Source organism: Roseivivax sp., from assembly GCF_054552075.1.
Map to the genome: position 1 here is coordinate 152,344 of NZ_JBTOLZ010000001.1, position 26,550 is coordinate 178,893.

The 26,550-nt window shown below is 70.1% G+C and carries 19 protein-coding genes and 2 riboswitches; of the genes, 11 read left to right on the forward strand and 8 right to left on the reverse strand.

Annotated features, from left to right (window positions below; all coding sequences use genetic code 11):
• Positions 1-98 precede the first annotated feature (98 nt).
• Positions 99-3,101, reverse strand: a complete 3,003-nt coding sequence (ileS, locus tag ACX938_RS00745; RefSeq protein ID WP_459429582.1) for an isoleucine--tRNA ligase — start codon at positions 3,099-3,101, stop codon at positions 99-101.
• A gap of 467 nt (positions 3,102-3,568) precedes the next feature.
• On the opposite strand from ileS, the gene ACX938_RS00750 reads away from it, so the two are divergent.
• Positions 3,569-3,871: a hypothetical protein gene (locus tag ACX938_RS00750; protein WP_459429583.1), complete on the forward strand. Its 303-nt coding sequence runs from the start codon at positions 3,569-3,571 to the stop codon at positions 3,869-3,871.
• 206 nt (positions 3,872-4,077) lie between these two features.
• Here ACX938_RS00750 and ACX938_RS00755 read toward each other — a convergent pair whose 3' ends face one another.
• The gene (locus ACX938_RS00755) at positions 4,078-5,100 is read right to left on the reverse strand and encodes a YcjF family protein (protein ID WP_459429584.1); all 1,023 of its coding nucleotides are present in this window, start codon (positions 5,098-5,100) and stop codon (positions 4,078-4,080) included.
• Positions 5,097-6,503 carry a YcjX family GTP-binding protein gene (locus ACX938_RS00760; RefSeq protein WP_459429585.1) on the reverse strand — a complete coding sequence of 469 codons (1,407 nt, stop codon included), beginning with the start codon at positions 6,501-6,503 and terminating at the stop codon, positions 5,097-5,099. The genes ACX938_RS00755 and ACX938_RS00760 overlap by 4 nt, the downstream gene beginning before the upstream one ends.
• Positions 6,504-6,675: 172 nt before the next feature.
• Between ACX938_RS00760 and truA the strand changes: the two genes are divergently transcribed.
• The 3 genes from truA to ACX938_RS00775 all read left to right on the forward strand — a co-directional run bounded on the left by truA (position 6,676) and on the right by ACX938_RS00775 (position 9,890).
• On the forward strand, positions 6,676-7,443 hold the full coding sequence (gene truA, locus ACX938_RS00765) for a tRNA pseudouridine(38-40) synthase TruA (RefSeq protein ID WP_459429586.1): 768 nt from the start codon (positions 6,676-6,678) through the stop codon (positions 7,441-7,443).
• 258 nt (positions 7,444-7,701) lie between these two features.
• Positions 7,702-8,367 carry an SDR family NAD(P)-dependent oxidoreductase gene (locus ACX938_RS00770; RefSeq protein WP_459429587.1) on the forward strand — a complete coding sequence of 222 codons (666 nt, stop codon included), beginning with the start codon at positions 7,702-7,704 and terminating at the stop codon, positions 8,365-8,367.
• Positions 8,361-9,890, forward strand: coding sequence for a cryptochrome/photolyase family protein (locus ACX938_RS00775; RefSeq protein ID WP_459429703.1), 1,530 nt, complete (start codon positions 8,361-8,363; stop codon positions 9,888-9,890). Before ACX938_RS00770 ends, ACX938_RS00775 begins: the two co-directional genes overlap by 7 nt.
• Before the next feature lie 588 nt (positions 9,891-10,478).
• Here ACX938_RS00775 and ACX938_RS00780 read toward each other — a convergent pair.
• On the reverse strand, positions 10,479-11,684 hold the full coding sequence (locus ACX938_RS00780; protein ID WP_459429588.1) for a bifunctional alpha/beta hydrolase/OsmC family protein: 1,206 nt from the start codon (positions 11,682-11,684) through the stop codon (positions 10,479-10,481).
• Between the two features lie 509 nt (positions 11,685-12,193).
• On the reverse strand, positions 12,194-13,690 hold the full coding sequence (locus ACX938_RS00785; protein ID WP_459429589.1) for an MORN repeat-containing protein: 1,497 nt from the start codon (positions 13,688-13,690) through the stop codon (positions 12,194-12,196).
• Between the two features lie 746 nt (positions 13,691-14,436).
• On the opposite strand from ACX938_RS00785, the gene ACX938_RS00790 reads away from it, so the two are divergent.
• Positions 14,437-16,098 carry an NAD+ synthase gene (locus ACX938_RS00790; protein WP_459429590.1) on the forward strand — a complete coding sequence of 554 codons (1,662 nt, stop codon included), beginning with the start codon at positions 14,437-14,439 and terminating at the stop codon, positions 16,096-16,098.
• 94 nt (positions 16,099-16,192) lie between these two features.
• Here ACX938_RS00790 and ACX938_RS00795 read toward each other — a convergent pair whose 3' ends face one another.
• Positions 16,193-16,558, reverse strand: a complete 366-nt coding sequence (locus ACX938_RS00795; protein WP_459429704.1) for a metallopeptidase family protein — start codon at positions 16,556-16,558, stop codon at positions 16,193-16,195.
• A gap of 129 nt (positions 16,559-16,687) precedes the next feature.
• Between ACX938_RS00795 and ACX938_RS00800 the strand changes: the two genes are divergently transcribed.
• The gene (locus ACX938_RS00800; protein ID WP_459429591.1) at positions 16,688-17,116 is read left to right on the forward strand and encodes a DUF1801 domain-containing protein; all 429 of its coding nucleotides are present in this window, start codon (positions 16,688-16,690) and stop codon (positions 17,114-17,116) included.
• A 753-nt stretch (positions 17,117-17,869) separates the two neighbouring features.
• Here the strand turns inward: ACX938_RS00800 and thpR are convergent.
• Positions 17,870-18,400: an RNA 2',3'-cyclic phosphodiesterase gene (gene thpR, locus ACX938_RS00805; RefSeq protein ID WP_459429592.1), complete on the reverse strand. Its 531-nt coding sequence runs from the start codon at positions 18,398-18,400 to the stop codon at positions 17,870-17,872.
• Between the two features lie 142 nt (positions 18,401-18,542).
• On the opposite strand from thpR, the gene gltX reads away from it, so the two are divergent.
• On the forward strand, positions 18,543-19,871 hold the full coding sequence (gene gltX / locus ACX938_RS00810; RefSeq protein WP_459429593.1) for a glutamate--tRNA ligase: 1,329 nt from the start codon (positions 18,543-18,545) through the stop codon (positions 19,869-19,871).
• A gap of 530 nt (positions 19,872-20,401) precedes the next feature.
• On the opposite strand, the gene ACX938_RS00815 is transcribed toward gltX, so the two are convergent.
• A complete protein-coding gene (locus ACX938_RS00815) occupies positions 20,402-20,968 on the reverse strand; it encodes a gamma-glutamylcyclotransferase family protein (RefSeq protein ID WP_459429594.1) in 567 nt (188 codons plus the stop codon).
• 92 nt (positions 20,969-21,060) lie between these two features.
• Here ACX938_RS00815 and ACX938_RS00820 point away from each other — a divergent pair, with 92 nt between their 5' ends.
• From ACX938_RS00820 to gcvP, 4 genes are all read left to right on the forward strand, one after another.
• On the forward strand, positions 21,061-21,528 hold the full coding sequence (locus ACX938_RS00820) for an Rrf2 family transcriptional regulator (protein ID WP_232752447.1): 468 nt from the start codon (positions 21,061-21,063) through the stop codon (positions 21,526-21,528).
• Between the two features lie 6 nt (positions 21,529-21,534).
• A riboswitch (glycine riboswitch) is annotated at positions 21,535-21,621 on the forward strand.
• Position 21,622: 1 nt separating this feature from the next.
• A riboswitch (glycine riboswitch) is annotated at positions 21,623-21,701 on the forward strand.
• A 77-nt stretch (positions 21,702-21,778) separates the two neighbouring features.
• Positions 21,779-23,035, forward strand: a complete 1,257-nt coding sequence (gcvT, locus tag ACX938_RS00825; RefSeq protein WP_459429595.1) for a glycine cleavage system aminomethyltransferase GcvT — start codon at positions 21,779-21,781, stop codon at positions 23,033-23,035.
• A gap of 23 nt (positions 23,036-23,058) precedes the next feature.
• Entirely contained in the window at positions 23,059-23,424 is a 366-nt protein-coding gene (gcvH, locus tag ACX938_RS00830; protein WP_232752446.1) for a glycine cleavage system protein GcvH, read from the forward strand.
• A gap of 95 nt (positions 23,425-23,519) precedes the next feature.
• Positions 23,520-26,369 carry an aminomethyl-transferring glycine dehydrogenase gene (gene gcvP, locus ACX938_RS00835; protein WP_459429596.1) on the forward strand — a complete coding sequence of 950 codons (2,850 nt, stop codon included), beginning with the start codon at positions 23,520-23,522 and terminating at the stop codon, positions 26,367-26,369.
• Positions 26,370-26,550: the final 181 nt, after the last annotated feature.

A 26,550-nucleotide genomic window follows, 5' to 3' on the forward strand; every position in this document is an offset into this window, starting at 1 on the left:
GCGGACTTGTCCAGTGCTCGGGGCGCGGGCCGCGCCAAAATCTTAGATAAGATTTTGGCGCCCCACAAAGTTATTTAACTTTGTGGGGCGCCGCAGGCTCAGTCGAGCGCGGCGTCGCAGCGCGCGCAGACATCGGTATGGGCGTGCTGGCCCACGTCCGGCAGGATCTTCCAGCAGCGCTGGCACTTCTGGCCCTCGGCCTCGGCGAAGACCACCGCGATGCCCGGCACCTCCGCCAGGCGGTAGGCGCCCTCGGGGGCGGGATCGGTGGTCAGCGTGATGTCCGAGGTGATGCAGAGCGTCGCGAAGGTCTCGGGGTTGGTCACGACCGCCGCGGCCTCCTCGGTCAGATGCACCACCGGCGCGGCCTCGAGCGAGGCGCCGATCACCTTGTCGCGGCGCTTCTCCTCGAGCGCCCCGGTGACCACGCGGCGCACCGCGCGCACCACCTCGGAGCGTTCGGCCAGCGCGTCGTCGCGCCAGTCGGCCGGTGTCTCGGGCATGTCCTGCAGGTGCACCGAGCTGCCCGCGCCGGGGAAGCGTTCGAGCCAGACCTCCTCCATGGTGAAGACCAGGACCGGCGCGAGCCAGGTGGTCAGCCGCTCGAAGAGCAGGTCCAGCACGGTCAGCGCGGAGCGCCGCACCAGGCTGTCCTCGGGATCGCAGTAAAGCGCGTCCTTGCGGATGTCGAAGTAGAAGGACGACAGGTCGATGGTGGCGAAGTTGAAGATCGCCTGGAAGACCTTCTGGAAGTCATAGGCGTCGTAGCCCTCGCGCACCACGCCGTCGAGCACCGCGAGCTTGTGCAGGATCAGCCGCTCCAGCTCGGGCATCTCGGCGGGGGCCACCGCCTGGGCGGGGTCGTAATGCGCGACATTGCCCAGCAGGAACCGCAGCGTGTTGCGCAGCCGGCGGTAGCTGTCGGCCACGCCCTTCAGGATCTCCGGCCCGATGCGCTGGTCGGCGGTATAATCCGACTGGCTGACCCAGAGCCGCAGGATGTCGGCGCCGTATTGCTTCACCACCTCCTCGGGCACGATGGTGTTGCCCAGCGACTTGGACATCTTGTTGCCCTTCTCGTCGAGCGTGAAACCATGGGTCAGCACGCCGCGATAGGGGGGCCGGCCGCGGGTGCCGCAGCTTTGCAGGAGCGAGGAGTGGAACCAGCCGCGATGCTGGTCGGTGCCCTCGAGGTAGAGGTCCGCGATCCCGTCCGCGGCGCCGTCCTCGCGGTCGTCCAGCACGAAGGCATGGGTCGAGCCGCTGTCGAACCAGACGTCGAGGATGTCGAAGACCTGCTCCCAGTCGTTCGGGTCATAGTCGTTGCCGAGGAAGCGCTCCTTGGCGCCCTCCTTGTACCAGGCGTCCGCGCCCTCGGTCTCGAAGGCCTCGAGGATGCGGGCGTTCACGGTCTCGTCGCGCAGGAGGAACCCCGGGTCGGTCGGCCGCGCGCCCTTCTTGGTGAAGCAGGTCAGCGGCACGCCCCAGGCGCGCTGGCGCGAGAGCACCCAGTCGGGCCGCGCCTCCATCATCGCGTGCAGGCGGTTGCGGCCCGAGCGCGGCGTCCAGGTCACCTGGTCGATGGCGGTGAGCGCGCGCTTTCGGATCGTGGTGCCGAGCGCGTCCTGCCCGTCGCCCACGTCGCGGTCGATGGCGGCGAACCACTGCGGCGTGTTGCGGTAGATCACCGGCGCCTTGGAGCGCCAGGAATGCGGGTAGGAGTGCTTGATCTTGCCGCGCGCCAGGAGGCCGCCGACCTCGACGAGCTTGTCGATCACCGCCTTGTTGGCGTTCCCCTCCTTGCCGTTCTCCTTGAGGATCCGGGTGCCGCCGAAGAACGGCAGGTCCTCGCGGAAGGAGCCGTCGTCCATCACGTTGTAGGTGATCACCTGGTCGAGCATCCCCAGCCCGCGATAGAGGTCGTATTCCTCCATCCCGTGCGAGGGCGCGCAATGCACGAAGCCGGTGCCTTCCTCGTCGGTGACAAAATCCGCGGCGCGGAAGTCGCGCAGCCCGTCCCATTCGCCTGCGCCGCCCTCGGCCCCGGCCAGCGGGTGGGCGAGCTTCAGCGCCGCGAGCTGCGCGGGCGTCACGTCGCGGAGACGGCGCCACTGGCCTTCTTCGAGGCGGGCACGGGTGAAGGTCTGCTCGGCCAGCTTGTCGGCCAGGATGAACCGCTCGCCCACCGAGGCCCAGCATTCCTCGGGCGTGCCGGTGACCTCGTAGAGCCCGTAGGAGAAGTCCTCGCCGAAGACCACGGCCTTGTTCGAGGGGATGGTCCAGGGCGTGGTGGTCCAGATCACCACGTTCGCGCCGACGAAGGTCTCGCGCGCCTCGGCGCGGGCCTGCACCACGGCCTCGCGTTCGGCGTCGCTGGCTTCCTCGTCCGAGACGTCGGCCTCAGGCAGGGAGAAGTCCACCACCGGGAATTTCACCCAGATCGTGAAGCTTTCCTTGTCGTGGTATTCGACCTCGGCCTCGGCCAGGGCGGTCTTCTCGATCGGCGACCACATGACCGGCTTGGAGCCCTGGTAGAGCGTGCCGTTCATCAGGAATTTCTGGAACTCGCCGGCGATGATGCGCTCGGCGCGGTAGTCCATTGTCAGATAGGGCCGGTCCCAGGCGCCGGTGACGCCGAGCCGCTTGAACTCGTCGCGCTGCACGTCGATCCAGCCTTCGGCGAACTTGCGGCACTCCTGCCGGAAGTCGACGATGTCGACGGCGTCCTTGTCCATGCCCTTGGCGCGGTACTGCTCCTCGATCTTCCATTCGATCGGCAGGCCGTGGCAGTCCCAGCCGGGGATGTAGCGCGCGTCGCGGCCCATCATCTGCTGCGAGCGCACCACCATGTCCTTCAGCACCTTGTTCAGCGCGTGGCCGATGTGCAGGTGGCCGTTGGCATAGGGCGGGCCGTCGTGCAGCGTGAAGGCCGGGCGGTCCTCGGCCTTGTCGCGCAGGCGGTCGTAGACGCCGATCTCCTCCCAGCGGGCGAGCCAGTCGGGTTCGCGCTTGGGCAGGCCCGCGCGCATCGGGAAATCAGTCTTGGGAAGGCTCAGCGTGTCCTTGTAGTCAGGCGTGTCGGTCACGGTGTCGGCGCACATTTCGGGCGTCCTCGGAAACGGAATTGGGGTGTCACGATGAGGGGCGGCGCGGCGGGGCAGACGCCTTTGTCCCGGCGGACCGTATCAGCACGGCGCCGGGCAGATAATTCGCTGGATGATCGGGATCAGGGTCATCTTGGCCGGGGTTATAGGCGCGGGCGGGGCGATGGTCCAGAGGGCGCGGGGATGGGGGTGTTCCGGCGGAAACCGGCGCGCGGACGGGCGGAAATCCGCCCGCGGGCAGGGGGCGGGCCCTGCCGCGGTGCGGCGCGGCGGGAACCGGCCGGGGCGCGGGGCGGCTTTCGGCGGGCGCTGGCCCAGCCGGGGCAGGGCGCGAACCCCGCGCTCGGCGTGGCGCGTTTGTGGTCCAGACTGTCCCCGGTGCCCCCCGCCGCCGCATCCCCCGCTGCGGCGCCCAAGGCCCAGAGAGGGCCCACCGGGGGCGCAGCCAGCGAAAGGAACCAGACATGGCCTATAGCGACCACACGCGCCACGACATGAACCCCTACACCGGGCAGGTGAAGGACCCGATCGCCGCGCCGCGCTCGGGCCGGAGCGCGCTTTCGGGCATCCTCGTGGTGCTCGGGCTGATCGTCGCGCTGATCTTCGGCTTCAGCGTGATCGGCGGCGGCACCGGCCCGGTCGAGACCACCCCCGCGGCCGACAGCGCCGCACCGGCGGATGGCGCGGCCCCGGCCCAGGGCGAGGCGGCCCCGACCGCCCCCGCGGCCGAGGAGAACGCCGCCCCGGCCGGTGACGCCGCGCAGTAAGCGCCTCGGCGGCCTGAGACGGACGAGGGCCCGTCCCGGAGTGGGGCGGGCCTTTTTGTTTCGGCCGGATAGGGGGCGGCTGCGTGTCGGGCGAGCGTCGGGCCGGAGGTCGGGCTTGTCGCCGCGTAGCCCGTCGCGCCCAAGGCCCCGCCAGCGGCGCACCGCTTCGGCCAAGCGACCGCCAAAAGGCCGCCGCCGAACCCGCCTCAGGCCCCGCCGGACTTCTTCTCGAAAAGCCCCGTCAGGCTGGTCGTCACGATCCGCCGCACCGAGGGGCGGCGCTCGGGCGTGAAGGGCAGGGGGCGGCAGACCTCCATGGCAGCGACGCCCACCCGGGCGGTCAGCGCACCGTTCACCAGCCCCTCGCCGAAGCGCCGCGAGACCCGCGCCAGCAGCCCGCCGCCGAGGATCGGCTCGATCATGTCGTCGCCCACCGCCACCGCGCCGGTGGCCACGAGATGCGAGAAGACCGCCCGCGTCAGCCGCCAGGCCCCAAGCGTGCCCGAGCGGCCGCCGTAGATCTCGGCGATGCGCCGGATCATCCGCAGGTTGGCGGAAAGCGCCGCCGCCACATCGGCGAAGGCCAGGGGCACCAGCGCGGTGACCGCCGCGACCTGCCGGGCGGCGGCCTTGACCTCGGCCTCGGCGCGGGCGTCGAGCGGGGCGAGCAGCTCGCGTTCGCCCAGGGCCAGGAGCGCCTCGGCGTCGAGCACCTCGGCCTGGCGTTCGGCCAGCCGCTCGCGGCCCCAGCGGGCGTCCTCGCGGCCCGCATAAAGCGTCATCAGCCCCGAGATCACCTCGCGCGCGGTGTCGAGGTTCTGCCCCGACCGCGCCGTCTCGGCCTTGCGCTGCAGCCGGTCGAGCCGCGCCAGCCGGGCAAAGGCCGACATCTCCTTCACCGCGATCATCAGGCAGACCAGCAGGAAAAGCCCGAAGAGCCCGGTCATCAGCCAGCCGAGGATCGGGTTGGCGGCGATCAGCCCGGTGACGAAGCCCCAGGCCGCGACTGAGAGGACCGAGACCAGGATCGCGCCCGCGAGCCCCCAGAACCAGCGCGCCAGCCGCGAGGTCCGGCGCCCGGCCAGCGCCGCGGCGGCGGCCATGGCGGCGCCTTCGGGCGGGGCGCCGCCCGCGCCGGTCTCGGGCACCGGCGGCGCCTCGGCGGGGCCGGGGGTCGCGGGGCTGCTCTCGTCGAGCTCGATCAGGACAGGGCGTTTGCGCTCGCTCACAGGCGGTCTCCGATCAGGAATTCGGCGGCGCGGTCGAGCCGGATGTGCGGCGGCCCGTCGCCGGGGCGCAGCGACAGGGGCGCGGGCGCGAAGCCCATGCCGCCGTAATCGCCCGCAATCCAGTCGCCTGCGCCGCCGTTCAAGAGCGCCCGCGGGTCCTCGGGCAGCTCGCCCGGCCAGAGCGCCGCCTCGCGGCCGGTCTCCAGAAGCCGCCCGCGCACGCAGTCGAGCCGCTCGCCCTTGACCTCGCGGGTCTCCTCGACGGTGGCGCGCAGGCTCGCGAGCGCCATGGCGCGGGTCTTGGCACCGGCGAACTCCGCCCGGTCCGAGGCCGCCCGCGTCATCGCCTGCATCAGCCGCGCCAGCCGGTCGTGCTGGCTGTGGTGCAGGTGGTCGGCCTTGGTCGCGGCGAAGAGGATACGCTCCACCCGCCGCCCGCGCAGAAGCTGGCTCAGGAAGGCGTTGGGGCCGGGGCGGAAGGCGGTCAGGATCTCCGCCATGGTGCGGGTCAGATCCGCGAGCGCCTCGGGCCCCTTGTGCACCGCGCCGAGGGCATCGACCAGCACCACCTGCCGGTCGATCCGGGCGAAGTGGTCGCGGAAGAAGGGTTTGACGACGCGGGACTTGTAGGCCTCATAGCGGCGCTCGAACTCGCGGTAGAGCGAGCGGCGCGGGGCCGAACCACCCGGCGGCAGCGGCGCGAAGGTCAGGACCGGCGAGCCCGCGAGATCACCCGGCAGCAGGAAGCGCCCCGGGGTGCAGTCGGAATAGCCCGCCTCGCGCGCCGCCTGCAGGTAGCTCGTGAAGCGCTGCGCCAGCGCCTGGGCGCGGGCCTCCTCGAGCGGCGCGCCGGGGTCGGTCTCGGAGAGGGCCGCGCGGAAGTCCTCGGCTGCGGCCCGCGCTTCGAGCCGCGCCAGGGTCTCGCGCGACCACTCGGCGTAGCTTTTCTCCAGAAGCGCCAGGTCGAGCAGCCATTCGCCGGGGTAATCCACGATGTCGAGATGCACCGTCCGCGGCCCCTGGAAACCGCCGAGGAACCCCGTCGGCTTGACCCGGAGCGAGAGCCGCAGCTCCGAGATCGCCCGGGTGCTCTCGGGCCAATGCGGGCTGGCCGAGGTCAGGGCGGCCAGATGCGTCTCGTAGTCGAAGCGCGGCAGCGTGTCGTCGGGCTGGGGCTGCAGGTAGGCCGCGGTGATCCGCCCCTCGGCGGCGGCGGCGAGCTGGCCCATGCGGCCGCGCTCCATCAGGTTGGCGATCAGCGCGGTGATGAAGACCGTCTTGCCCGACCGCGCGAGCCCGGTGACCCCGAGCCGGATCACCGGCTCGAAGAAGGCCCCCGAGACCCGGTCGCCCATGGCCTCGGCGCCGCGCGTCAGCCTGTCTGCCAGCTCGTCGAAAATCAAACCGCCTCCGCGTTCCGCTTGCGCCTGTTTTGCCTTGCCTCGGGGGAAGATAAGCGCTTGCGCGCCGGGCTGCCAGAGCGCCGGGCGGTTGGGCTGTGCCGGGGCCTTGTCCCATGCCTCGCGCGCACCGCCCTCTTGCCGCGCGCCGCGGCTTTGGCTAGGCGCAGGTCCCATGCCCCGTTACGCGCTTTTGGTGGAATATGACGGCGCCCCCTTCGCCGGGTGGCAGCGCCAGGCCGATCAGCCCTCGGTGCAGGGCGCGATCGAGGCCGCGCTCGCGCGTCTCGAGCCCGGCCCGCACACGATCGCCGCGGCCGGACGGACGGATTCGGGCGTGCATGCCCGCGGTCAGGTCGCCCATGCAGATCTGGCCAAGGACTGGACGCCCTTCCGCCTGCAGGAGGCGCTGAACTACCACCTGAAGCCCGCCCCCGTGGCGATCCGCGCCGCCGCGCGGGTGAGCGAGGACTTCCACGCCCGCTTCTCGGCCGGAGAGCGGCGCTATCTCTTCCGTGTGCTGAACCGCCGCGCCCGCGCGGTGCTGGAGGCGGGCCATGTCTGGCAGGTGCAGAAACCCCTCGACCTCGAGGCCATGCGCGCGGGCGCCGCGCATCTGGTCGGCAAGCACGACTTCACCACCTTCCGCTCGACCATGTGCCAGGCGAAGAGCCCGGTGAAGACCCTCGACGCGCTGGAGATCACCGAGCGCGAGACCGAGGCCGGGCGCGAGATCCGCTTCGCCCTGCGCGCGCGCTCCTTCCTGCACAACCAGGTGCGCTCCTTCGTGGGCACGCTGGAGCGCGTGGGCGCCGGCGCCTGGGCCCCCGAGGACGTGGCCCGCGCGCTCGCCGCCGCCGACCGCGCCGCCTGCGGGCCGGTCGCGCCGCCGCAGGGGCTTTACCTGATGGGGGTGGGCTACCCGGAGGATCCCTTCGGCTGAGGGGTCTTCGCCGGTTTTTCTGGCGCTGGGTTTGGCGGCTGGCGCTTTTCTTTGACCTTGGAGCCCGTTGAGGGGGCGAGGGGGCTGTCTGCCCCCTCGCGCTCCCCCGAGAGGTATTTTTGGCCCGGTCAGGCCTGGGTGGGGGTGCGCGGGATGGTGAGGGGGGCGCGCCGGGCCATGCGTGGGGCGTCGCGCGGGGGGCTGCGGTCGACTGTCGCGGCGCTGGACGCGGGGGAGGGCGCGGCTAGGTCCGGCGGCATGGAACGCGCATTGGTGATAGGCGCCTCGGGCGGCATCGGACTTGCTCTGGCCGCCGAGCTGGAAGAGCGGGGCATGGAGGTGACCGGGCTGTCGCGGTCCCGCGACGGGCTGGACGTGACCGACGAGGCTTCGGTGGCGGCGGCGCTGGGGGCGCTCGAAGGGCCCTACCACCTGGTCTTCTGCGCCACGGGCGCGCTCGAGATCGGCGGCGCGCGCCCCGAGAAGACCATCCGCGAGCTCGACCCCGAGGCGGCGCTGGCGCAGTTCCGGCTGAACGCGCTGGGCCCGGCGCTGGTCCTGAAACACGCCCTGCCGCTGGTGCCCCGGCGCGAGCGCGCGGTCATGGCGGTGCTCTCGGCGCGGGTCGGCTCGATCGGCGACAACCGGATCGGCGGCTGGTATTCCTACCGCACCGCCAAGGCGGCGGTGAACCAGCTCGTGCATGGCGCGGCGGTGGAGTTCGCCCGCTCGCACCGGCACCTGGCCTGCGTCGCGCTGCATCCCGGCACCGTGGCCACGGCCTTCACCGAGAAATACGCCGACAAGCACCCGACCGTGAGCCCCGGTGAGGCCGCGAGGCGGCTGGCCGACGTGCTGGAGCAGCTCGAGCCCGCGCATACCGGCGGTTTCTACGACTACGCCTTCTCGGAGATCCCCTGGTGAGCCGGCTGGTCCTGGTCCTGGGCGACCAGCTCTCCGAGGGGCTCTCGGCGCTGCGCGCGGCCGACCCCGAGCGCGACGTGGTGGTCATGGCCGAGGTCGCCGAGGAGGCGGGCTATGTCGCCCATCACCCCAAGAAGATCGCGCTGATCTTCGCGGCCATGCGCAAGTTCGCGGCGCGGCTGCGCGAGGCCGGCTGGGAGCTGCGCTACACCGCGCTCGACGACACCGAGAACAGCGGCTCGATCCCGGGCGAGCTTCTGCGCCGGGCCGAGGAGCTGGGCGCCAGCGAAGTGATCGCCACCCAGCCCGGCGAGTTCCGCCTGATCGCCGCGCTCGACGAGATGGGACTGAAGGTCACCCAGCTGACCGACGACCGCTTCCTCACCGATCTCGACTGGTTCGAGGATTGGGCGCGGGGCCGCAAGAGCCTTCGGATGGAATATTTCTACCGCGAGATGCGCAAGTCCACGGGCTACCTCATGGAGGAGGGCAAGCCCGCGGGCGGCCAGTGGAACTTCGACCACGACAACCGCAAGCCCGCCCCGGGCGAGATCGAGGCCTCGGGGCCGATGCGTTTCACCCCCGACGAGACGGTCGAGGAGGTGCTCGACCTCGTCGAGCGCCGCTTCGGCAACAGTTTCGGCGAGACCCGGCCTTTCTGGTTCGCCACCGACCAGGGCGAGGCGCGCCGGGCGCTGACGCATTTCGTCAAGACCGCCCTGCCGCGCTTCGGCGACTACCAGGATGCCATGATGGGCGAGGAGCGCTTTCTCTATCACGGGGTGATCTCGGGCTACATGAACATCGGGCTCCTCGACCCGCGCGAGGTCTGCGACGCGGTCGAGGCGGCCTGGCGCGAAGGCGATGTGCCGATCAATGCCGCCGAGGGCTTCATCCGCCAGGTGATCGGCTGGCGCGAATACATGCGGGCGATCTATTTCCGCGAGGGCCCGGAATATCCCCGGCGGAACTGGCTGAACCACCAGCGCGGGTTGCCGCCGCTTTACTGGGGAGGCGAGACCCGGATGCGGTGTCTTGCGAAGGCCGTGGAACAGACCCGCGAGGAGGCATATGCCCATCACATCCAGCGGCTCATGGTCACCGGCAACTTCGCGCTTCTGGCGGGCATCGACCCCGCCGAGGTCGAGGAGTGGTACATGCGGGTCTATTTCGACGCCTTCGAATGGGTGACCGCGCCCAATACCGTGGGCATGAGCCAGTTCGCAGACGGCGGGGTGATCGCCTCGAAGCCCTATGTCTCCTCGGGCAGCTACATCGACCGGATGTCGGATTACTGCGGCGACTGCGCCTACAGCGTGAAGACCAAGACCGGCGAAGGGGCCTGCCCGTTCAACCTCCTTTACTGGCATTTCATGGACCGCCACCGGGAGCGTTTCGCGAAGAACCCGCGGATGGCGCAGATGTATGCGACCTGGGACCGGATGGGCGCGGAGAAGCAGGAGACGATCCGGGAAGAGGCGGAGGACTTCCTGCGGCGGCTGTCGGATGGGGAGGTGGTTTGAGGGTGGGGTGCTCTAGGCTGTTGGAGTGATTTCGGGTGGACCGTGGCGGGCTTCGGGGCCACGCTCCTTCAGAGCCTTCAGAGCCTTCAGAGCCTTCAGAGCCTTCAGAGCCTTCAGAGCCTTCAGAGCCTTCAGAGCCTTCAGAGCCTTCAGAGCCTTCAGCGGAACTTACGCCCGCGCCCCAAGTGCCTGCTTGGAGCTCTAAGCGCTGCCAGCTAGCCAAAGCGTCGGTTCCAAGGGCTGCGCCTCCATCCAGCGCCACTTGCGCCCGAATAGCATCGAAGATGCCGGGCGCGCGCCGGACCGGCCCCTTGGGCCGGCGCTCCTGTGGGTGGCGCGCTTAGATCGCCCCGAGCCCTGACCTTGTTGGGATAAAGCGCGCAGCTCAGAGGGCGGAAGCGCCGGCCCCCGGTCCGGCGCGCGCCCTCTGGTGGGGCGAGGTGAGAGGGGGGCGTGGGGTGACGGAGGGCGTCGGCAGCGCCATAGCGCCCGACGTGCAGGGGCGCTGGGCCGAATTGGGCGCAAGGAGGGACCGGGCGCTGCGAACCATTGAACTCGCCGCAGGCAGACTCCGCGTCCAACACGCCCTCACCCCAACTCCGTAACCACCCGCGCTCCAGGCTCCAGCGTCCGGTGCACCGGGCATTTGTCGGCGATCTCCAGAAGCCGCGCCCGCGTCTCCTCGTCGAGATCCCCTTCGAGCCGCAGCACCCGGTGGAAGACATCGACCTTGGCCGCGCCCGAGGCGGCGTCCTCGGCGTGGCGCTTGTCGTGGCAGACGTCGACCTCGACATGGCTCAGCGGCAGCCCCTTGCGGCGGGCGTAGAGCCGGAGCGTCATCGCCGTGCAGGCGCCGAGCGCGGCGCACAACAGGTTGTAGGGCGTCATCCCCTGGTCGCTGCCGCCCACCGCTTCCGGCTCGTCGGCGGTGATGTGATGCGGCCCGGCGACCACGTCCTGCAGGAAGCCCGCGGCGTCGTTCTCGGTCACGCGCACCACGCCCTCGGGCGCTTCGGGGCGGGCGGGCGGCGCGGGCAGATCGAGGTAGCGCCGGGCCCAGGCGGTGATCACCGAGGCCGCGTATTCGGCGTCCTCGGGGCGGCTGACCAGGTGGTCGGCCTCGTCGAGCGTGACGAAGCTTTTCGGATGCTTGGCGTGGGAGAAGATCGCCGTGGCGTTCTCGATCCCGACCGTGGCGTCGCGCGGCGCGTGCAGGACCAGGAGCGCGCGTTTCAGCCCGGCGATGGCGGGGGCGAGCCGGGCCTCGGAGACATCCTCGACGAAGCCCTGGCCGATGCGGAAGGGCCGCCCGGCCAGCGAGACCTCGGCGACGCCGTCGCGGGCGATCTCTGGCAGGGCGGCGGCGAAGTTATGGGTGACATGGCCGGGGTCGCAGGGCGCGCCGATGGTGGCCACCGCCCGGGCCGAGGGGATCTGGCCCGCGGCCTTCAGCACCGCCGCGCCGCCCAGCGAATGGCCGATCAGCAGCGTCGGCGCGAGGTCGCGGGCGGCCAGCGCCTCGGCCGCGGCCACGAGGTCATCCACGTTCGAGGTGAAGGAGGTGTTCTCGAACTCGCCGCCGGAATGGCCGAGCCCGGTGAAGTCGAAGCGCAGGACGGCGTAGCCCTCGGCGGCGAGCTGCCCCGCGATGCGGCGGGCGGCGGCGATGTCCTTGCCGCAGGTGAAGCAATGGGCAAAGAGCGCGGCGGCGCGGGGCGGCCCCGCCGGCAGGTCGAGCCGGCCCGCGAGAAGGTCGCCATTGGCGCCGGGGAAGGTGAGTTTCTCGGTCGGCATGGCGGTCTCCTTTGGGGCGGTGCGGGGCTGGGGCTGTCTTGGGCTGCTTGCGAGGTGATCTAGGCAGAGCGCGGGTGGCGATTGGGGAAGATTTCCCGGGTTTCACGCCATTCTGATCTGGGTTTCGGGGGCTGCAGCCTTCGGCGTCGGGGCTGCGCGCTGCTTTGACCGCTCTCGCAACCTGCGCCCGGACCGCGCCGCAGGCGCAGGGCGCGCGCCGGACCGGCCCGGTGGGCCGGCGCTCCTTGGGGTGGCGTGCTTAGCGTGCCGGTTGTCCTGACCTTGTTGGGATAAAGCGCGCCGCTCGGCGGTCAGAAGCGCCGGCCCCCGGTCCGCCGCGCGCCCTGCGCCTGCTCTGGGGGAGGGCTTTGAGGTGTGACGTGGATCTATTCTTAGGGGGCGGGGATCGTTTTCCAAGGGTTTGGGCGGGATCGCGCAGTCCGACGGTTTGGGGAACGCATCCTCTTGGGGCCGCCTCGCTCGAGGCGTCACCCGCCCCGCAAAGACCCTCAGTTCCCGTCGCCCGCTTCCCCTGCTTCGCCGTCCGCGTCATCGGCGCCACCATCGCCGTCACCCGCCTCCGAGGCCTCGCTCGCCCCCGCGGTGCCGCCGGTCAGCGCGCCGTTGACCCAGTCGCCGCTGGCTTCCTCGCCGGTGGCGTAGCGCATGGTGCCCTCGCCCTGGCGCTTGCCCTCGACGAAGGTGCCCTCGTAGACATCGCCGTTGGCATAGGTCGCGACGCCTTCGCCGGAGATCGCGCCATTGTCCCAGTCGCCCTCGTAGCTGAAGCCGTCGGGCATCTCGATCCGGCCCTCTCCGTGGCGCTCCCCGTCCTGGAAGCCGCCGGTGTAGACAGTGCCGTCGGGATAGGTGGCGGTGCCCTGGCCCTCGCGTTCGCCTTCGACCCAGGCGCCCTCGTAGCGGTAGCCGTCGGGGTAGGTCATCACGCCTTGGCCGTGGTTTTTGGCGTTCACGAAGCCGCCCTCGTAGACCAGCCCGTTGGCGTATTCCGCGCGGCCCTGGCCTTCGATCACGCCTTCGACCCAGTCGCCCTCGTAGGTCGAGCCGTCGGGATAGGTGATCTTGCCGCGGCCATTGGCGAGATCGCCCGCGAATTCGCCCTCGTAGACCGAGCCGTCGGGATAGCTCACCCGGCCCTGGCCCTCGATCTCGCCGGCGACCCATTGGCCGGTGTAGACATAGCCGTCCTGGCCCCGGAAGGTGCCCTCGCCCTCGCGCTGGTCGGCGACGAAGGCGCCTTCGTAGACATCGCCGTTGGCATAGGTGACCTTGCCCTGGCCCTCGCGGCGGCCGGCCACCAGTTCGCCCTCGTAGACATCGCCGTTGGGCTGGGTGAGCGTGCCGGTCCCGTCGATCTGGCCGTCGTCCCACATTCCTTCGTAGATCAGCCCGTCGGGCATGGTCAGCTTGCCCTCGCCGTCGCGCAGGCCGGCCGAGACCCGGCCCTCGTAGACCGAGCCATCGGGATAGGTGATCGTGCCATTGCCTTCCTTCTGGCCGTTCACCCAGTCGCCCTCGTAGGTGTAGCCGCCGGGCGAGGTCATGGTGCCGCGCCCGTGGTGCAGGGCGTTGCGGAAGGAGCCCTCGTAGCGCACGCCGTTGGCATAGACGGCGATGCCCTTGCCGGTGATCTTGCCGTCGACCCAGGTGCCCTCGTAGGTGCCGCCGTCGGCGAAGATGATCCGGCCCACGCCGTCGGGTTTGCCGGCCTCGAACTCGCCTTCGTAGACCGAGCCGTTGGGAAAGCGCGCCTCGCCCTGGCCGCGGATCTCGCCCGCGACCCATTCGCCGGTGTACTCGTAGCCGTTGGGCAGGCGGTAGGTGCCGGTGCCGTGCTGGAGGCCGTCCTGGAAGGTGCCCTCGTAGACGCCGCCGTCGTCGTATTGCTTGGTGATGACCTCGCCGTCCTGGGCGAGCCCCGCCCCGGCTGCGGCGAAGAGCGCGGCCAGGAGCGCCGCGCGCGAAAGTCCCTTGTGGAATGCCATGTCTGCTCTGCCCCGCCCAGATTGGCCGCGTGCTGCGGGCTTGTGTCGAAACTAGTGAAGGCGGGGGGCTGACACAACGGCTTTCCCGGAGAGGGGGAGGGTGAGGGGCGGTTGGGAGGCGGTGGGGAGTGTGTTGGGACTTCGGGTGGTGGGCCTTGGTGCCACTCACCTCCAAATGGACCCGAACACCCAAACGCCACTCATCCCTGCGCCCCAGCCATCGCAGACCCTCTTCTCGCGCCCGGACAGCACCGAAGGTGCCCGGGGCGTGTTGGCCCCTGACATTGGAGAGCGTCGCGCCTCCTTGCGCCCGAATAGCACCGAAGGTGCCGGGCGCGCGCCGGACCGGCCCCTTGGGCCGGCGCTCCTTCGGGCGGCGTGCGCCGATCATCGCTCGTCCTGACCTTGGATGGATAAAGCGCCTCGCTCGGAGGGCAGCAGCGCCGGCCCCCTGTCCGGCGCGCGCCCTCTGGTGGGCTTGGTTGTTCTGTGGTTCCGGGCGCCTGGGAGCGACCGCGCGAGCTATCCAAGTGTCAACACGGGATGCCGTCCGCGCAATCACCGTCGTCCTTCAGATCAGCCGTCATCCGCTATCCGGCCGTCCACACATCCACCCAGCCACCCGCGACCACCCATCCACCCGCAGCCACCCCGCCGCCCAACCGCCCACCCGACACCCCCACCCACACTTCCCCTCGCGTGGCGTTCTGCTATGTGGGCGGCAAACCACTGCAAGGTGACGGATCATGCCCGATAAGTTCCGGCTGACGCTGGCGCAACTGAACCCGACCCTCGGAGACCTCTCCGGCAACCGCGCCAAGGCGCGCGACGCCTGGGAGGCGGGCCGCGCGGCGGGGGCCGACCTCGTGGCGCTGCCCGAGATGTTCATCACCGGCTACCAGACCCAGGACCTGATCCAGAAACCCGCCTTCCATGCCGCCGCCATCGAGGAGGTCCGCGCGCTCGCCCGCGACTGCGCCGAGGGCCCGGCGCTGGCCATCGGCGCGCCCTGGCTCGAGGGCGCCGAGCTCTTCAACGGCTACCTGATCCTGCAGGGCGGCGAGGTGCGGACCGCGGTCCTCAAGCACCACCTGCCTAACTACGCGGTCTTCGACGAGGTGCGGCTCTACACGCCGGGGCCGATGGGCGGGCCCTACGCGGTGGGCAACACCCGGATCGGCAGCCCGATCTGCGAGGACGCCTGGTTCGAGGATGTGGCCGAAACCCACCAGGAGACCGGCGCGGAGTTCCTGCTGGTGCCCAACGGCTCGCCCTACCACCGCGAGAAACACGACGAACGGCTGAACCACATGGTCGCGCGCAGCGTCGAGACCGGCCTGCCGCTGATCTATCTCAACATGGTCGGCGGCCAGGACGACCAGGTCTTCGACGGCGGCTCCTTCGTCCTGAACCCCGGCGGGCAGCTCGCCTGCCGGCTGCCGGTCTTCGACGAGACCGTGGCGCATGTGGACCTGACCCGCACCGAGGCCGGCTGGCGCGCCGAGCCCGGCCCGATCGCGGCCCAGCCCGACACCTGGGAGCAGGACTACCGCGCCATGGTCGAGGCGCTGCGCGACTACCTCGGCAAGTCGGGCTTCTCGAAGGTGCTGCTGGGGCTCTCGGGAGGGGTCGATTCGGCGCTGGTCGCGGTGATCGCCGCCGATGCCATCGGGCCCGAGAACGTGCGCTGCGTGATGCTGCCTTCGGAGTATACCTCCGAGCATTCGCTCGAGGACGCCAAGGCGGTGGCCGGCAACCTCGGGTCGCCTTACGACTTCGTGCCGATCGCCAAGGGCCGCGACGCGATCACCGAGACGCTGGCGCCGCTCTTCGAGGGACGCGCGCCGGATGTCACCGAGGAGAACCTGCAGTCACGGCTGCGCGGGCTCCTGCTCATGGCGCTGTCGAACAAGTTCGGAGAGATGCTCCTGACCACCGGCAACAAGTCCGAGGTGGCGGTGGGCTATGCCACGATCTACGGCGACATGGCGGGCGGCTACAATCCGATCAAGGATCTCTACAAGACCCGGGTCTTCGAGACCTGCCGCTGGCGCAACGCCAATCACCGCAGCTGGATGAAGGGCCCCGAAGGTCTGGTGATCCCCGAGCGGGTGATCTCCAAGCCGCCCTCGGCGGAACTGGCCGCCGACCAGAAGGACAGCGATTCGCTGCCCGAATACGAGGTGCTGGACGGCATCCTCGAGGTGCTGATCGAAGAGGACGGCTCGATCGACGACTGCGTGGCGGCGGGCTTCGACCGCGCCGACGCGGTGCGGGTGGAGCACCTGCTCTATCTGTCGGAATACAAGCGCTTCCAGTCGGCGCCGGGGGTGCGGCTGACGCCCAAGGCCTTCTGGCTCGATCGCCGCTACCCGGTGGTGAACCGCTGGCGCGACGGGCGGCGGTAGGCGGGGGGCGCGGGGCTTGTCCGCCTCCGCGCCGCGGCGTCGGGGCGCGGGCGAGCTAGGCCGCGGCTTCGGTTGCGGCGGAGCTAGGCCGCGCTCATTCCCACCAGCGGTCGATCGTGGCGATGTCCTCGTCGGACCAGCCGAAGTGATGCGCCAGCTCGTGCACGGTGACATGGGCCACCAGGTTCTCGATCTCGACATCGCCGCGGTCGCGCCATTCGGCCAGGATCGGCTCGCGGTAAAGCCAGATCGTGTCCGGCCAGGGGGCAGGATCGGCGACGCTTTTCTCGGTCATCGGGATGCCGTCGTAGAGGCCGGTGAGCTCGATCGGATCGGGGATCTCCAGCTCGCGCAGGATCTCCGCGTCGGGCCAGTCCTCGACGCGCAGGACGATCTCGGCCGCTCCGCGCGCGAAGGCCGGGGGCAGGGCGGCGATCGCCCGCCGCGCCATCTCTTCCATCTCTTCGAGGCTGACCTCGGGCACCTGTCTCTCCCGTCTCGCGTCTGACGTTCCGCGAATGTGGGGCGGGCCGGGCGTGATGACCAGAGGCGGTTGGGCAAAGGCCGCGATTCGGGGCAGGCTGGGGGTATGGCAGAGTTGAAGACCCGCCCGATCGGCGCCTCGGTGCCCGCGTTCCTCGATGGCGTCACCCCCGAGCGTCGGCGCGCCGAGGGCGTGGCACTCGACGCGATCTTCCGCGCCGCGACCGGCTGGGAGCCGGTTCTCTGGGGCGAGAGCATCGTCGGTTACGGCAGCTACGATTACACCTATGCCTCGGGCCGCTCGGGGCATTTCCTGGCGACCGGCTTCTCGCCGCGGGCCTCGGCGCTGTCGATCTACATCCTGCCGGGCTACGCCGATTTCGGCCCGCTGCTCGCGCGGCTCGGGCCGTATCGCACCGGGCGGTCCTGTCTCTACGTGACCCGGCTCGAGCGGATCGACACCGGGGTGCTGGGCGAGCTGATCCGCGCCGGGCTCGAGGACCTGGCGCGGCACTGGCCGGTGCAGGGGAGTTGAGGGGGCTTTGGGGGGCGGTCTGATGTTGGGTGCTTTGGCGAGACGTGGGACCATGGTCAGGCAGTCGCTGCCTTGGGCAGCAACAGTGCGTCCCTCAAGACGGTGGTGACCTTCCCCCACCGCCGAAAACCCCACCACCGATGACTTCGCGCAATAGTCACCGCCCGCGCCACTTGCGCCCGAATAGCACCGCAGGTGCCGGGCGCGCGCCGGACCGGCCCGATGGGCCGGCGCTCCTTGGGGTGGCGTGCTTAGCTTTTCTCTAGTCCTGACCTTGCTGGGATTAAACGCCCCGCTCAGAGGTCGGCAGCGCCGGCCCCCAGTCCGCCGCGCGCCCTCTGGCGGGGCGTGTTGAGAGGGTGGCATGGTGCCAACTCTGCCGCGTGCTCACTGCACAACCCAACACCTCAAATCTCCGCGCCGCCCTTGCGCCCGAACAGCACCGAAGGTGCCGGGCGCGCGCCGGACCGGCCCGATGGGCCGGCGCTTCTTGGGATGGCGTGCACAGCTCATCGCGAGCCCTGACCTTGCGGGGATAAAGTACTTAGCTCCGAGGTCAGCAGCGCCGGCCCCCGTTCCGGCGCGCGCCCTTCTTCGACGTTGCGCTCGACGCGGCGCCGCCCCCCCGGTCCGTCGCGCCCTGCGGTGGCGTCGCGCTCAACCTAGCGACAGCACCTGGTCCGGCGCGCGCCCTGCGCCGGCGTCGCGCGCCCTGGGTCGGCGTCACCCACGACGCCGCAACGCCCCCCCCCCTCAGCTCAGCGGAAACTCCGCCAGCGGCTCGTAGACCGGGCCGTCCTTGGTCAGGATCGACTCGTAAAGCACCACCTCCTCGGCGGGGATCTCCTCGACCGCCATGCGGCTCTCCACGCCGAGGAAGCGCGCGAGCTTGCCCTCTTCCTCAAGCGTCAGCCGCTCGGGCAGGCGCGCGAAGGTGACATGCGGGCGGAAACGGCGGCGCTCGAGCACCAGCCCCGCGCCGACCAGCCGCGATTTCACCCGCGCCTGCAGGTCGCGCAGGGCGGCACCGCCCTCGGCCTCCATGGCCAGCGCGGTGCCGAAGCTCGCGATGCCGGAAAGCCGGAACTGGAACCGCGGCGGGCTCAGGGTTTCGAGCGCATCGGCGGCCTCGCGCAGGAGCGCCTCCTCGACCTCGCCCAGGAAGGCCAGCGTCAGATGCAGCGACTCCGAGGGCAGCGCGCGGCCGAAGCCCAGCCGCTCGCCCATGGCCTCCAGCACCTCGGCATCCGAGGGCGGCAGGGGCAGGGCGAGAAAGGCGCGCATGGGGAACCTCGCAAAACCGGGCAGGGTCAGGCCCGAGGCTTGACCCATGGCCGGGCCCCACGCAAGGGCCGCGATATGGACAAGACCCGGCCTTTGTGAAAGACGCAGCCTTCGTAGTCACCCCAAAGCCCGGGACAGGACCATGACCGTCACCCGCTTCGCCCCTTCGCCCACCGGCCATATCCACGTGGGCAACCTGCGCACCGCGCTGATGAATTACCTGATCGCGAAGAAGGCCGGCGGCACCTTCATCCTGCGCATCGACGACACCGACCCCGAGCGGTCGAAGGAAGAATACGTCGACGGCATCAAGCGCGACCTCGAGTGGCTGGGCCTCGGCTGGGACCGGGTGGAGCGCCAGTCCGAACGGCTCGAGCGCTACCATGCCGCCGCCGACGAGTTGCGCGAGAAGGGGCGGTTCTACGAGGCCTTCGAGACCCCCACCGAGCTGGACCTGAAGCGCAAGAAGCAGCTCAACATGGGTCGCCCGCCGGTCTATGACCGGGCGGCGCTGGCGCTCTCGGAGGACGAGAAGGCGGCCCTGCGCCAGGAGCGCGGCGACGGGCACTGGCGCTTCAAGCTCGAGCACCAGCGCATCGAGTGGGAAGACGGCATCCTCGGCGCGATCTCCATCGACGCGGCCTCGGTCTCGGACCCGGTGCTGATCCGCGCCGACGGGCAGTTCCTCTACACGCTGGCCTCGGTGGTCGACGACGTGGAGTTCGGCGTGACCCACGTGGTGCGCGGCTCGGACCATGTCACCAATACCGCGACGCAGATCCAGATCATGGCCGCGCTCGGCGCCGATCATCCGGCCTTCGCGCATCACTCGCTTCTGACCGGCCCGGCGGGCGAGAGCCTCTCGAAGCGGCTCGGCACGCTGGCGCTCAAGGACCTGCGCGAGGCGGGCGTCGAGCCCGAGGCGCTCTGGTCGCTGATGGCGCGGCTCGGCTCCTCGCAGCCGGTGGAGCTGCGGCTCTCGCTCGAGGAGGTGGCCGAGGGGTTCGAGCTCTCGCAGTTCGGCTCGGCGCCGACGAAGTTCGACGTGAACGACCTATATCCGCTGAGCGCGCGCAAGCTGCACCGGCTCTCCTACGAGGACGTGGCCGAGGAGATCGCGGCGCTCGGCGTGCCCGAGGACAAGGCGCCGCTCTTCTGGCAGGTGGCGCGAGAGAACATCACCACGCGCGGCGATCTCGCCGGCTGGTGGCGGATGTTCTCGGAAGGCGGCGATCCGAAGATCGACCCCGAGGATGCGGACTTCGTGGCCGAGGCCATGACGCTCCTGCCCCAGCCGCCCTATGACGCGGAGACCTGGGCGACCTGGACCCAGGCGGTGAAGGAGCAGACCGGGCGCAAGGGCAAGGGTCTCTTCATGCCGCTCCGCCGCGCGGTGACCGGCATGGACCGCGGGCCCGAGATGGCCGACGTGATGCCGCTCATGCAGGTGGTGCGGGCGAAGAAAGGGTGAGTTCGACGGGCGCGGAATTTGGGCGCGCCCGGGCCGGTTGGTCGGGAGTGGGGTGGCGCTGACGCCTGATCAATTTGCCTGTGGGCGGCAAAAGCGCCCCAAGGCGGTCCCCGCGCCCCTACAACGCCAACACCCTCGAACTAACGCAGACCCCCAAAGCACCCCCTTGCGCCCGAACAGCATCGAAGATGCCGGGCGCGCGCCGGACCGGCCCGATGGGCCGGCGCTCCTTGGGGTGGTGTGCGTAGATCGCCTCTAGCAATGACCTTGTTGGGATAAAGCGCCTCGCTCAGAGGTCAGCAGCGCCGGCCCCCGGTCCGGCGCGCGCCCTCTGGTGGGGCGTGTTGGAAGGGGGAGCGGGAGGAGAGGTCGTGTCGCGATCGTCCGGCCGGGCGCTTCGTCCCAAACTCGGGCCGGGCGCTTCGCCCCACACTCGGGCCGGGCGCTTCGCCCCACACTCGGGCAGGACGTTTCGTCCCAAACTCGGGCCGGGCGATTCGCCCCACACCCCGCGCACACCCCGCTTCCCCTTACCCGGTCACCTTCAACCCGCGCTCGGCGAGCGCCGCGTCGACCCAGGCGGTCTCGCCCGCGGTGAGCCGCTGGGCGCGCGGGTAGCGCGGCGTCGCGCGGTCGTCGAGGATCGGCGTGCCGCCCCAGCCGTCGGTGGTCTCGAAGAACCGCTGCGCGCCAGCCTCGCCGAACATGTCGAGATAGCCCTGCAGCACCACGTCGAGGTAGCTCAAGAGGATCGGCCGGCCCGCATGCGCCGGGGTCCGGGTCGCCGCGGGCACCGAGTAGATCGCGATCGAGGCCAGGTTCTCCACCTCGTGCACGACGACCGAGGTCGCATCCAGCCGGTCGTATTCCGCCTCGCGCTGATCGAGCTTTTCCCAGTCCCCGCCGGGGACCGCGGCGATCAGGCCCTCGATCTCGTCGCCGGCGGCCGGAACCGCGGTCAGAACCGCCAGCGGATGGGCCTCGACGGCCACCCAGGCACGGCGCCAGCCGGCCGCCCGGGCCACATGCGCGGGGCGGTTTTCATGGGTGCGCTGGTTCACCAGGGACCCGTAGCCGAAGAAAAAAGGTGTGGTCATGTGACCCTTTAAGGCTGCATGGTGCCGAGAATCAACCGCGTGTAGCCCTCACTGCACGCCCAAAATCCAAGCGGCATTCGGGAGGCGGACCGATGCGCGTCACCAAACGAACCAATATCGCGGTTCGTGTCTTGATGTATTGCGCGGTGCATCGCGACCGGCTTGTGACCAAGTCGGAAATCGCGGGAGCCTGCAACGCATCCGAACATCATCTGGGCCAGATCGTGAACCAGCTCGCGCAGCTGGGCTATATCGAGACCCGACGTGGGCGACACGGCGGGCTGAAACTGGGCCGCGAGCCGGGCGAGATCCGCCTCGGCGCGCTGTTCCGGGCCTTCGAGGCGAAATCGGCGCTGGCCGAGTGCTTCCTGGCCAAGGGCAACACTTGCCCGCTGGTCGGCGCCTGCCGGCTGCAGGGCGTCTTGCACAGCGCCGGAGAGGCCTTCTTCGACGCGCTCGAGGAGTTCTCGCTCTCCTATCTGGTCGACGACAACGCGGCGCTCGACAAGCTCTTCGCGCTGGTCGAGCAGCCGCTTGCCTCCGCGAAGGTGCTCGATTAACGTCTGGCCGCAGCAGCGGGAGAACCGGCCAAGGCCGGTGCCGAAGGAGCAACCGCCCCGGAAACTCTCAGGCTTCAGGACCGTTGCTGGTCAACACTCTGGAGAGAGGCCCGCGCGCCGAGGCGCGGCGGGTCCGCCGAAGGGATAGCGATCTCAGGCACCGGGACAGAGGGGGCGTTCCCGGCGGGCATATGTCCGCCGCCACCTGTGCCGGCGGCGCGCTGCCGGCCGAGACGACGGAGGGGACGCCGTGACCGAGCGGACAGCCGACAAATACGCCGACTGGCAGAGCCATGACTGCGGCTGCGGGATGCCGCATGGGCCCGACGGCGGCCATGCGCCGGGCTGCGACGGCGCCGCGCCTGCGGAGGGCGAGGCCCGCACCGAAGAGGGCCTTCTGAAGACCCCGCTCCATGCCCTGCACGAGGAACTCGGCGGCAAGATGGTCGAATTCGCGGGCTATTCTATGCCCGTGCAATACCCCATGGGCGTCCTGAAGGAACATCTGCACACCCGCGAGAAGGCGGGGCTCTTCGACGTCAGCCACATGGGCCAGGTGCTGCTGGTGCCGCGCAAGGCCGCCGCGGCCGAGAAGCTCGAGACGCTGGTGCCGCAGGATGTCATCGGCCTCAAGGAAGGCCGCCAGCGTTACGCGCTTTTCACCAATGACGCGGGCGGGCTCGAGGATGACCTGATGGTCGCCAACAAGGGCGATCACCTCTTCCTCGTGGTCAATGCCGCCCGCAAGGAGCCCGACATCGCGCGGCTGCGCGCGGGGCTCGAACCCGATGTGGTGGTCAAACATGTGACCACCCGCGCGCTCCTGGCGTTGCAGGGGCCCAAGGCCGAGGCGGTGCTGTCCGCGCTGGCCCCCGAGGTCGCCGAGATGCGCTTCATGGATTTGCGCGACGTGGTCGTCGACGGCGTCGAGCTCTGGGTCTCGCGCTCGGGCTACACCGGCGAGGACGGCTACGAGATCTCCGTGCCCGCCGATGCCGCCGAGGACTTCGCCCGCAAGCTCCTCGCGCATGACGACGTGGCGCCGATCGGGCTCGGGGCCCGCGACAGCCTGCGGCTCGAGGCCGGGCTCTGCCTTTACGGCCACGACATCGACGAGACCACGACGCCCGTCGAGGCGGCGCTTTCCTGGGCGATCCAGAAGGTCCGCCGCGCCGATGGCGCCCGCGCCGGCGGCTTCCCCGGGGCCGAGCGCATCCACGCCGAACTGGCCGAATCCGCCTCGCGCGTGCGGGTCGGGCTGACCCCCGAGGGCCGCGCCCCGATGCGCGAGGGCGTGGCGCTCTACGCCGCCGAGGACGGCGCCGAGCCGGTCGGCGTGATCACCTCGGGCGGCTTCGGGCCCAGCGTCGGCGGCCCGGTGGCCATGGGCTATGTGCCCGCCGCCCTGACCGCGCCGGGCACCGTCCTATATGGCGAGCTGCGCGGCCGCCGCCTGCCGGTCGCCGTGGCGAAGCTGCCCTTCGTCGCGGCCAATTTCAAACGCTGATCAGAAAGAACGAGGAACCCCGCGTGACCAAATACACCGAAGAACACGAATGGCTCGAGATCGACGACGAGAACGTCGTGACCGTGGGCATCACCCAACATGCCGCCGAACAGCTTGGCGATGTGGTCTTCGTCGAACTGCCCGATGCGCCCAAGACCGTCTCCAAGGATGACGAGGTCGTGGTGATCGAGAGCGTGAAGGCCGCCTCCGACATCCTCGCCCCGCTCGACGGCGAGATCATCGAGGTCAACGACGCCATCGTCGACGACCCCTCCAAGGTCAACGACGATCCCGAGGGCGAGGCCTGGTTCTTCAAGATGCAGATCGAGGACGCCTCGGCGCTCGACGAGTACATGGACGACGCGGCCTACAAGAAATTCATCGCCTGAACCGGCGCCGGGCCGGCGGGCGGACAGGGACCAACCGGGCCGCGGCGCGCCAGCAAGGGCGCGGCGCCGGCCCCCGATTTCGAGGGAAGGCGGAGATGAGCTTCAATCCCACCGATTACGACCCCTATGACTTCGCCAACCGGCGCCACATCGGCCCGTCTCCGGCGGAAATGGACGAGATGTTCGCGACCCTCGAGGTCGCCGACCTCGACGCGCTGATCGATCAGACGGTGCCGAAGAACATCCGGCAGGAGGCGCCGCTCGACTTCGGCGAGCCGCTGTCGGAGCGTCAGCTGATCTTCGAGATGCGGCAGATCGCCAAGAAGAACAAGGTTCTGACCACGATGATCGGCCAGGGCTATCACGGCACGGTCACGCCCCCGGCGATCCAGCGCAATATCCTGGAAAATCCCGCCTGGTACACGGCTTACACGCCCTATCAGCCCGAGATCAGCCAGGGCCGGCTCGAGGCGCTCCTGAACTATCAGACCATGGTGTCGGACCTCACCGGGCTCGAGATCGCCAATGCCTCGCTGCTCGACGAGGCCACGGCCTGCGCCGAGGCGATGACCATGGCGGGCCGGGTGGCCAAGTCCAAGAGCAAGACCTTCTTCATCGACGAGAACTGCCACCCGCAGAACATCGAGGTGATGAAGACCCGCGCCGCGCCGCTCGACATCGAGGTGGTGGTGGGCGCCCCCGAGGCGCTGGACCCGGCCTCGGTCTTCGGCGCGATCTTCCAGTATCCCGGCACCTACGGCGGGCTTTCGGACTTCTCCGAGGTGATCTCGCGGCTGCACGAGGCGGGCGCGCTCGGCATCGTCTCGGCCGATCCGATGGCGCTGTGCCTCCTGAAGGAGCCGGGCGCCATGGGGGCCGACATCGCCGTCGGCACCACCCAGCGCTTCGGCGTGCCGATGGGCTACGGCGGGCCGCACGCGGGCTATATCGCCACCAAGGACGCCTACAAGCGCGCGCTGCCCGGCCGTCTGGTCGGCGTCTCGGTCGACGCCCATGGCAACCGCGCCTACCGGCTGGCGCTGCAGACCCGCGAGCAGCACATCCGCCGCGAGAAGGCGACCTCGAACGTCTGCACCGCGCAGGCGCTTCTCGCGGTCATGGCGGGCTTCTACGCGGTCTTCCACGGGCCCGAGGGGCTGAAGGCCATCGCGCAGCGCATCCACCTCAAGGCCGCGACCCTGGCCAAGGGGCTCGAAGAGGCGGGCTTCGCGGTCGAGAACGACAGTTTCTTCGACACGGTGACGCTGGACGTGGGGCTCTTCCAGAAGGGCATCCTGGCGGCCGCGATGCGCGAGGGGGTGAACCTGCGCCCGGTGGGCCGCACCCGCGTGGGCATCACGCTCGACGAGACCACGCGCCCCGAGAAGATCGAATCGGTCTGGCGCGCCTTCGGGATCGACCGCGGCTATGCCGAGGTCGCCGACTACCGGCTGCCCGAGGGGCTGATCCGGCGGTCGGACTACCTCCAGCACGAGGTCTTCCACATGAACCGCGCGGAGACCGAGATGATGCGCTACATGCGCCGTCTCGCCGACCGCGACCTGGCGCTCGACCGGGCGATGATCCCGCTCGGATCCTGCACGATGAAGCTCAACTCCGCCGCCGAGATGATGCCGATCTCCTGGCCGGAGTTCTCGATGCTGCATCCCTATTGCCCTAAGGACCAGGCCGAGGGTTACTCCGAGCTGATCACCGATCTGAACGAGAAGCTCTGCGCGATCACCGGCTACGACGCGATCTCCATGCAGCCCAATTCCGGCGCGCAGGGGGAATACGCGGGGCTCCTGACCATCGCGGCCTACCACGCCGCCCGCGGCGAGGGGCACCGCAAGGTCTGCCTGATCCCGGTCAACGCCCATGGCACCAACCCCGCCTCGGCGCAGATGGTCGGCTGGAAGGTCGTGCCGGTGAAATGCGACGAGATGGGCTCCATCGACCTCGAGGATTTCCGCGCCAAGGCCGAGAAGCATTCCGCCGACCTGGCCGGGATCATGATCACCTATCCCTCGACCCACGGGGTCTTCGAGGAGACGGTGAAGGAGGTCTGCGAGATCACCCATCAGCACGGCGGGCAGGTCTATATCGACGGGGCGAACCTCAACGCCATGGTCGGGATATCCAAGCCCGGCGACCTCGGCGGCGACGTCAGCCACCTGAACCTGCACAAGACCTTCTGCATCCCGCATGGCGGCGGCGGTCCCGGCATGGGGCCGATCGGCGTGAAGGCGCATCTGGCCGAGCATCTGCCCTCGAACCCGGTGTCGGGCCAGGCGCCCGGTCCGGTCTCGGCGGCGCCCTTCGGCTCGCCCTCGCTGCTGCCGATCTCCTGGGCCTACATCAAGATGACCGGCGGCGCCGGGCTGACCCAGGCGACCAAGGTGGCGATCCTGAACGCCAACTACATCGCCAAGCGGCTCGAGGGCGCCTATGACGTCCTCTACAAGGGCCAGGAAAACGGCCGCGTCGCGCATGAATGCATCCTCGACGTGCGGCCCTTCCAGAAGACCGCGGGCGTGACGGTGGACGACATCGCCAAGCGGCTGATGGACTGCGGCTTCCACGCGCCGACGATGTCCTGGCCGGTCTCGGGCACGCTCATGGTCGAGCCGACGGAGAGCGAGACCAAGGCCGAGCTCGACCGCTTCTGCGACGCCATGCTGGCGATCCGCGAGGAGATCCGGGCGATCGAGGAAGGCCGGATGGATGCGGAGAACAACCCGCTGAAACACGCGCCGCACACCATGCAGGACCTGGTGAAGGACTGGGACCGGCCCTACAGCCGCGAGGCGGGCTGCTTCCCGCCGGGCGCCTTCCGGGTCGACAAGTACTGGCCGCCGGTCAACCGCGTCGACAATGTCTACGGCGACCGGCACCTGATCTGCACCTGCCCGCCGATGGAGGACTACGCCGAGGCGGCGGAATAGGGCTTCCGGGCTTTCCGTGAGAACAAGCGAAACGCGCCCCGGCCATCTGGTCCGGGGCGCGTTTGCGTTTGGGCGAGGGGGATCGGGCAGGGGGGGCTGCGGCGCAGGGCGGGGGCCGGTGCGGCGCAGGTTAGGGGAGCGATGATGGCGCCGGGAGAGGGTAGGGGCCAGGCAGGGCCTC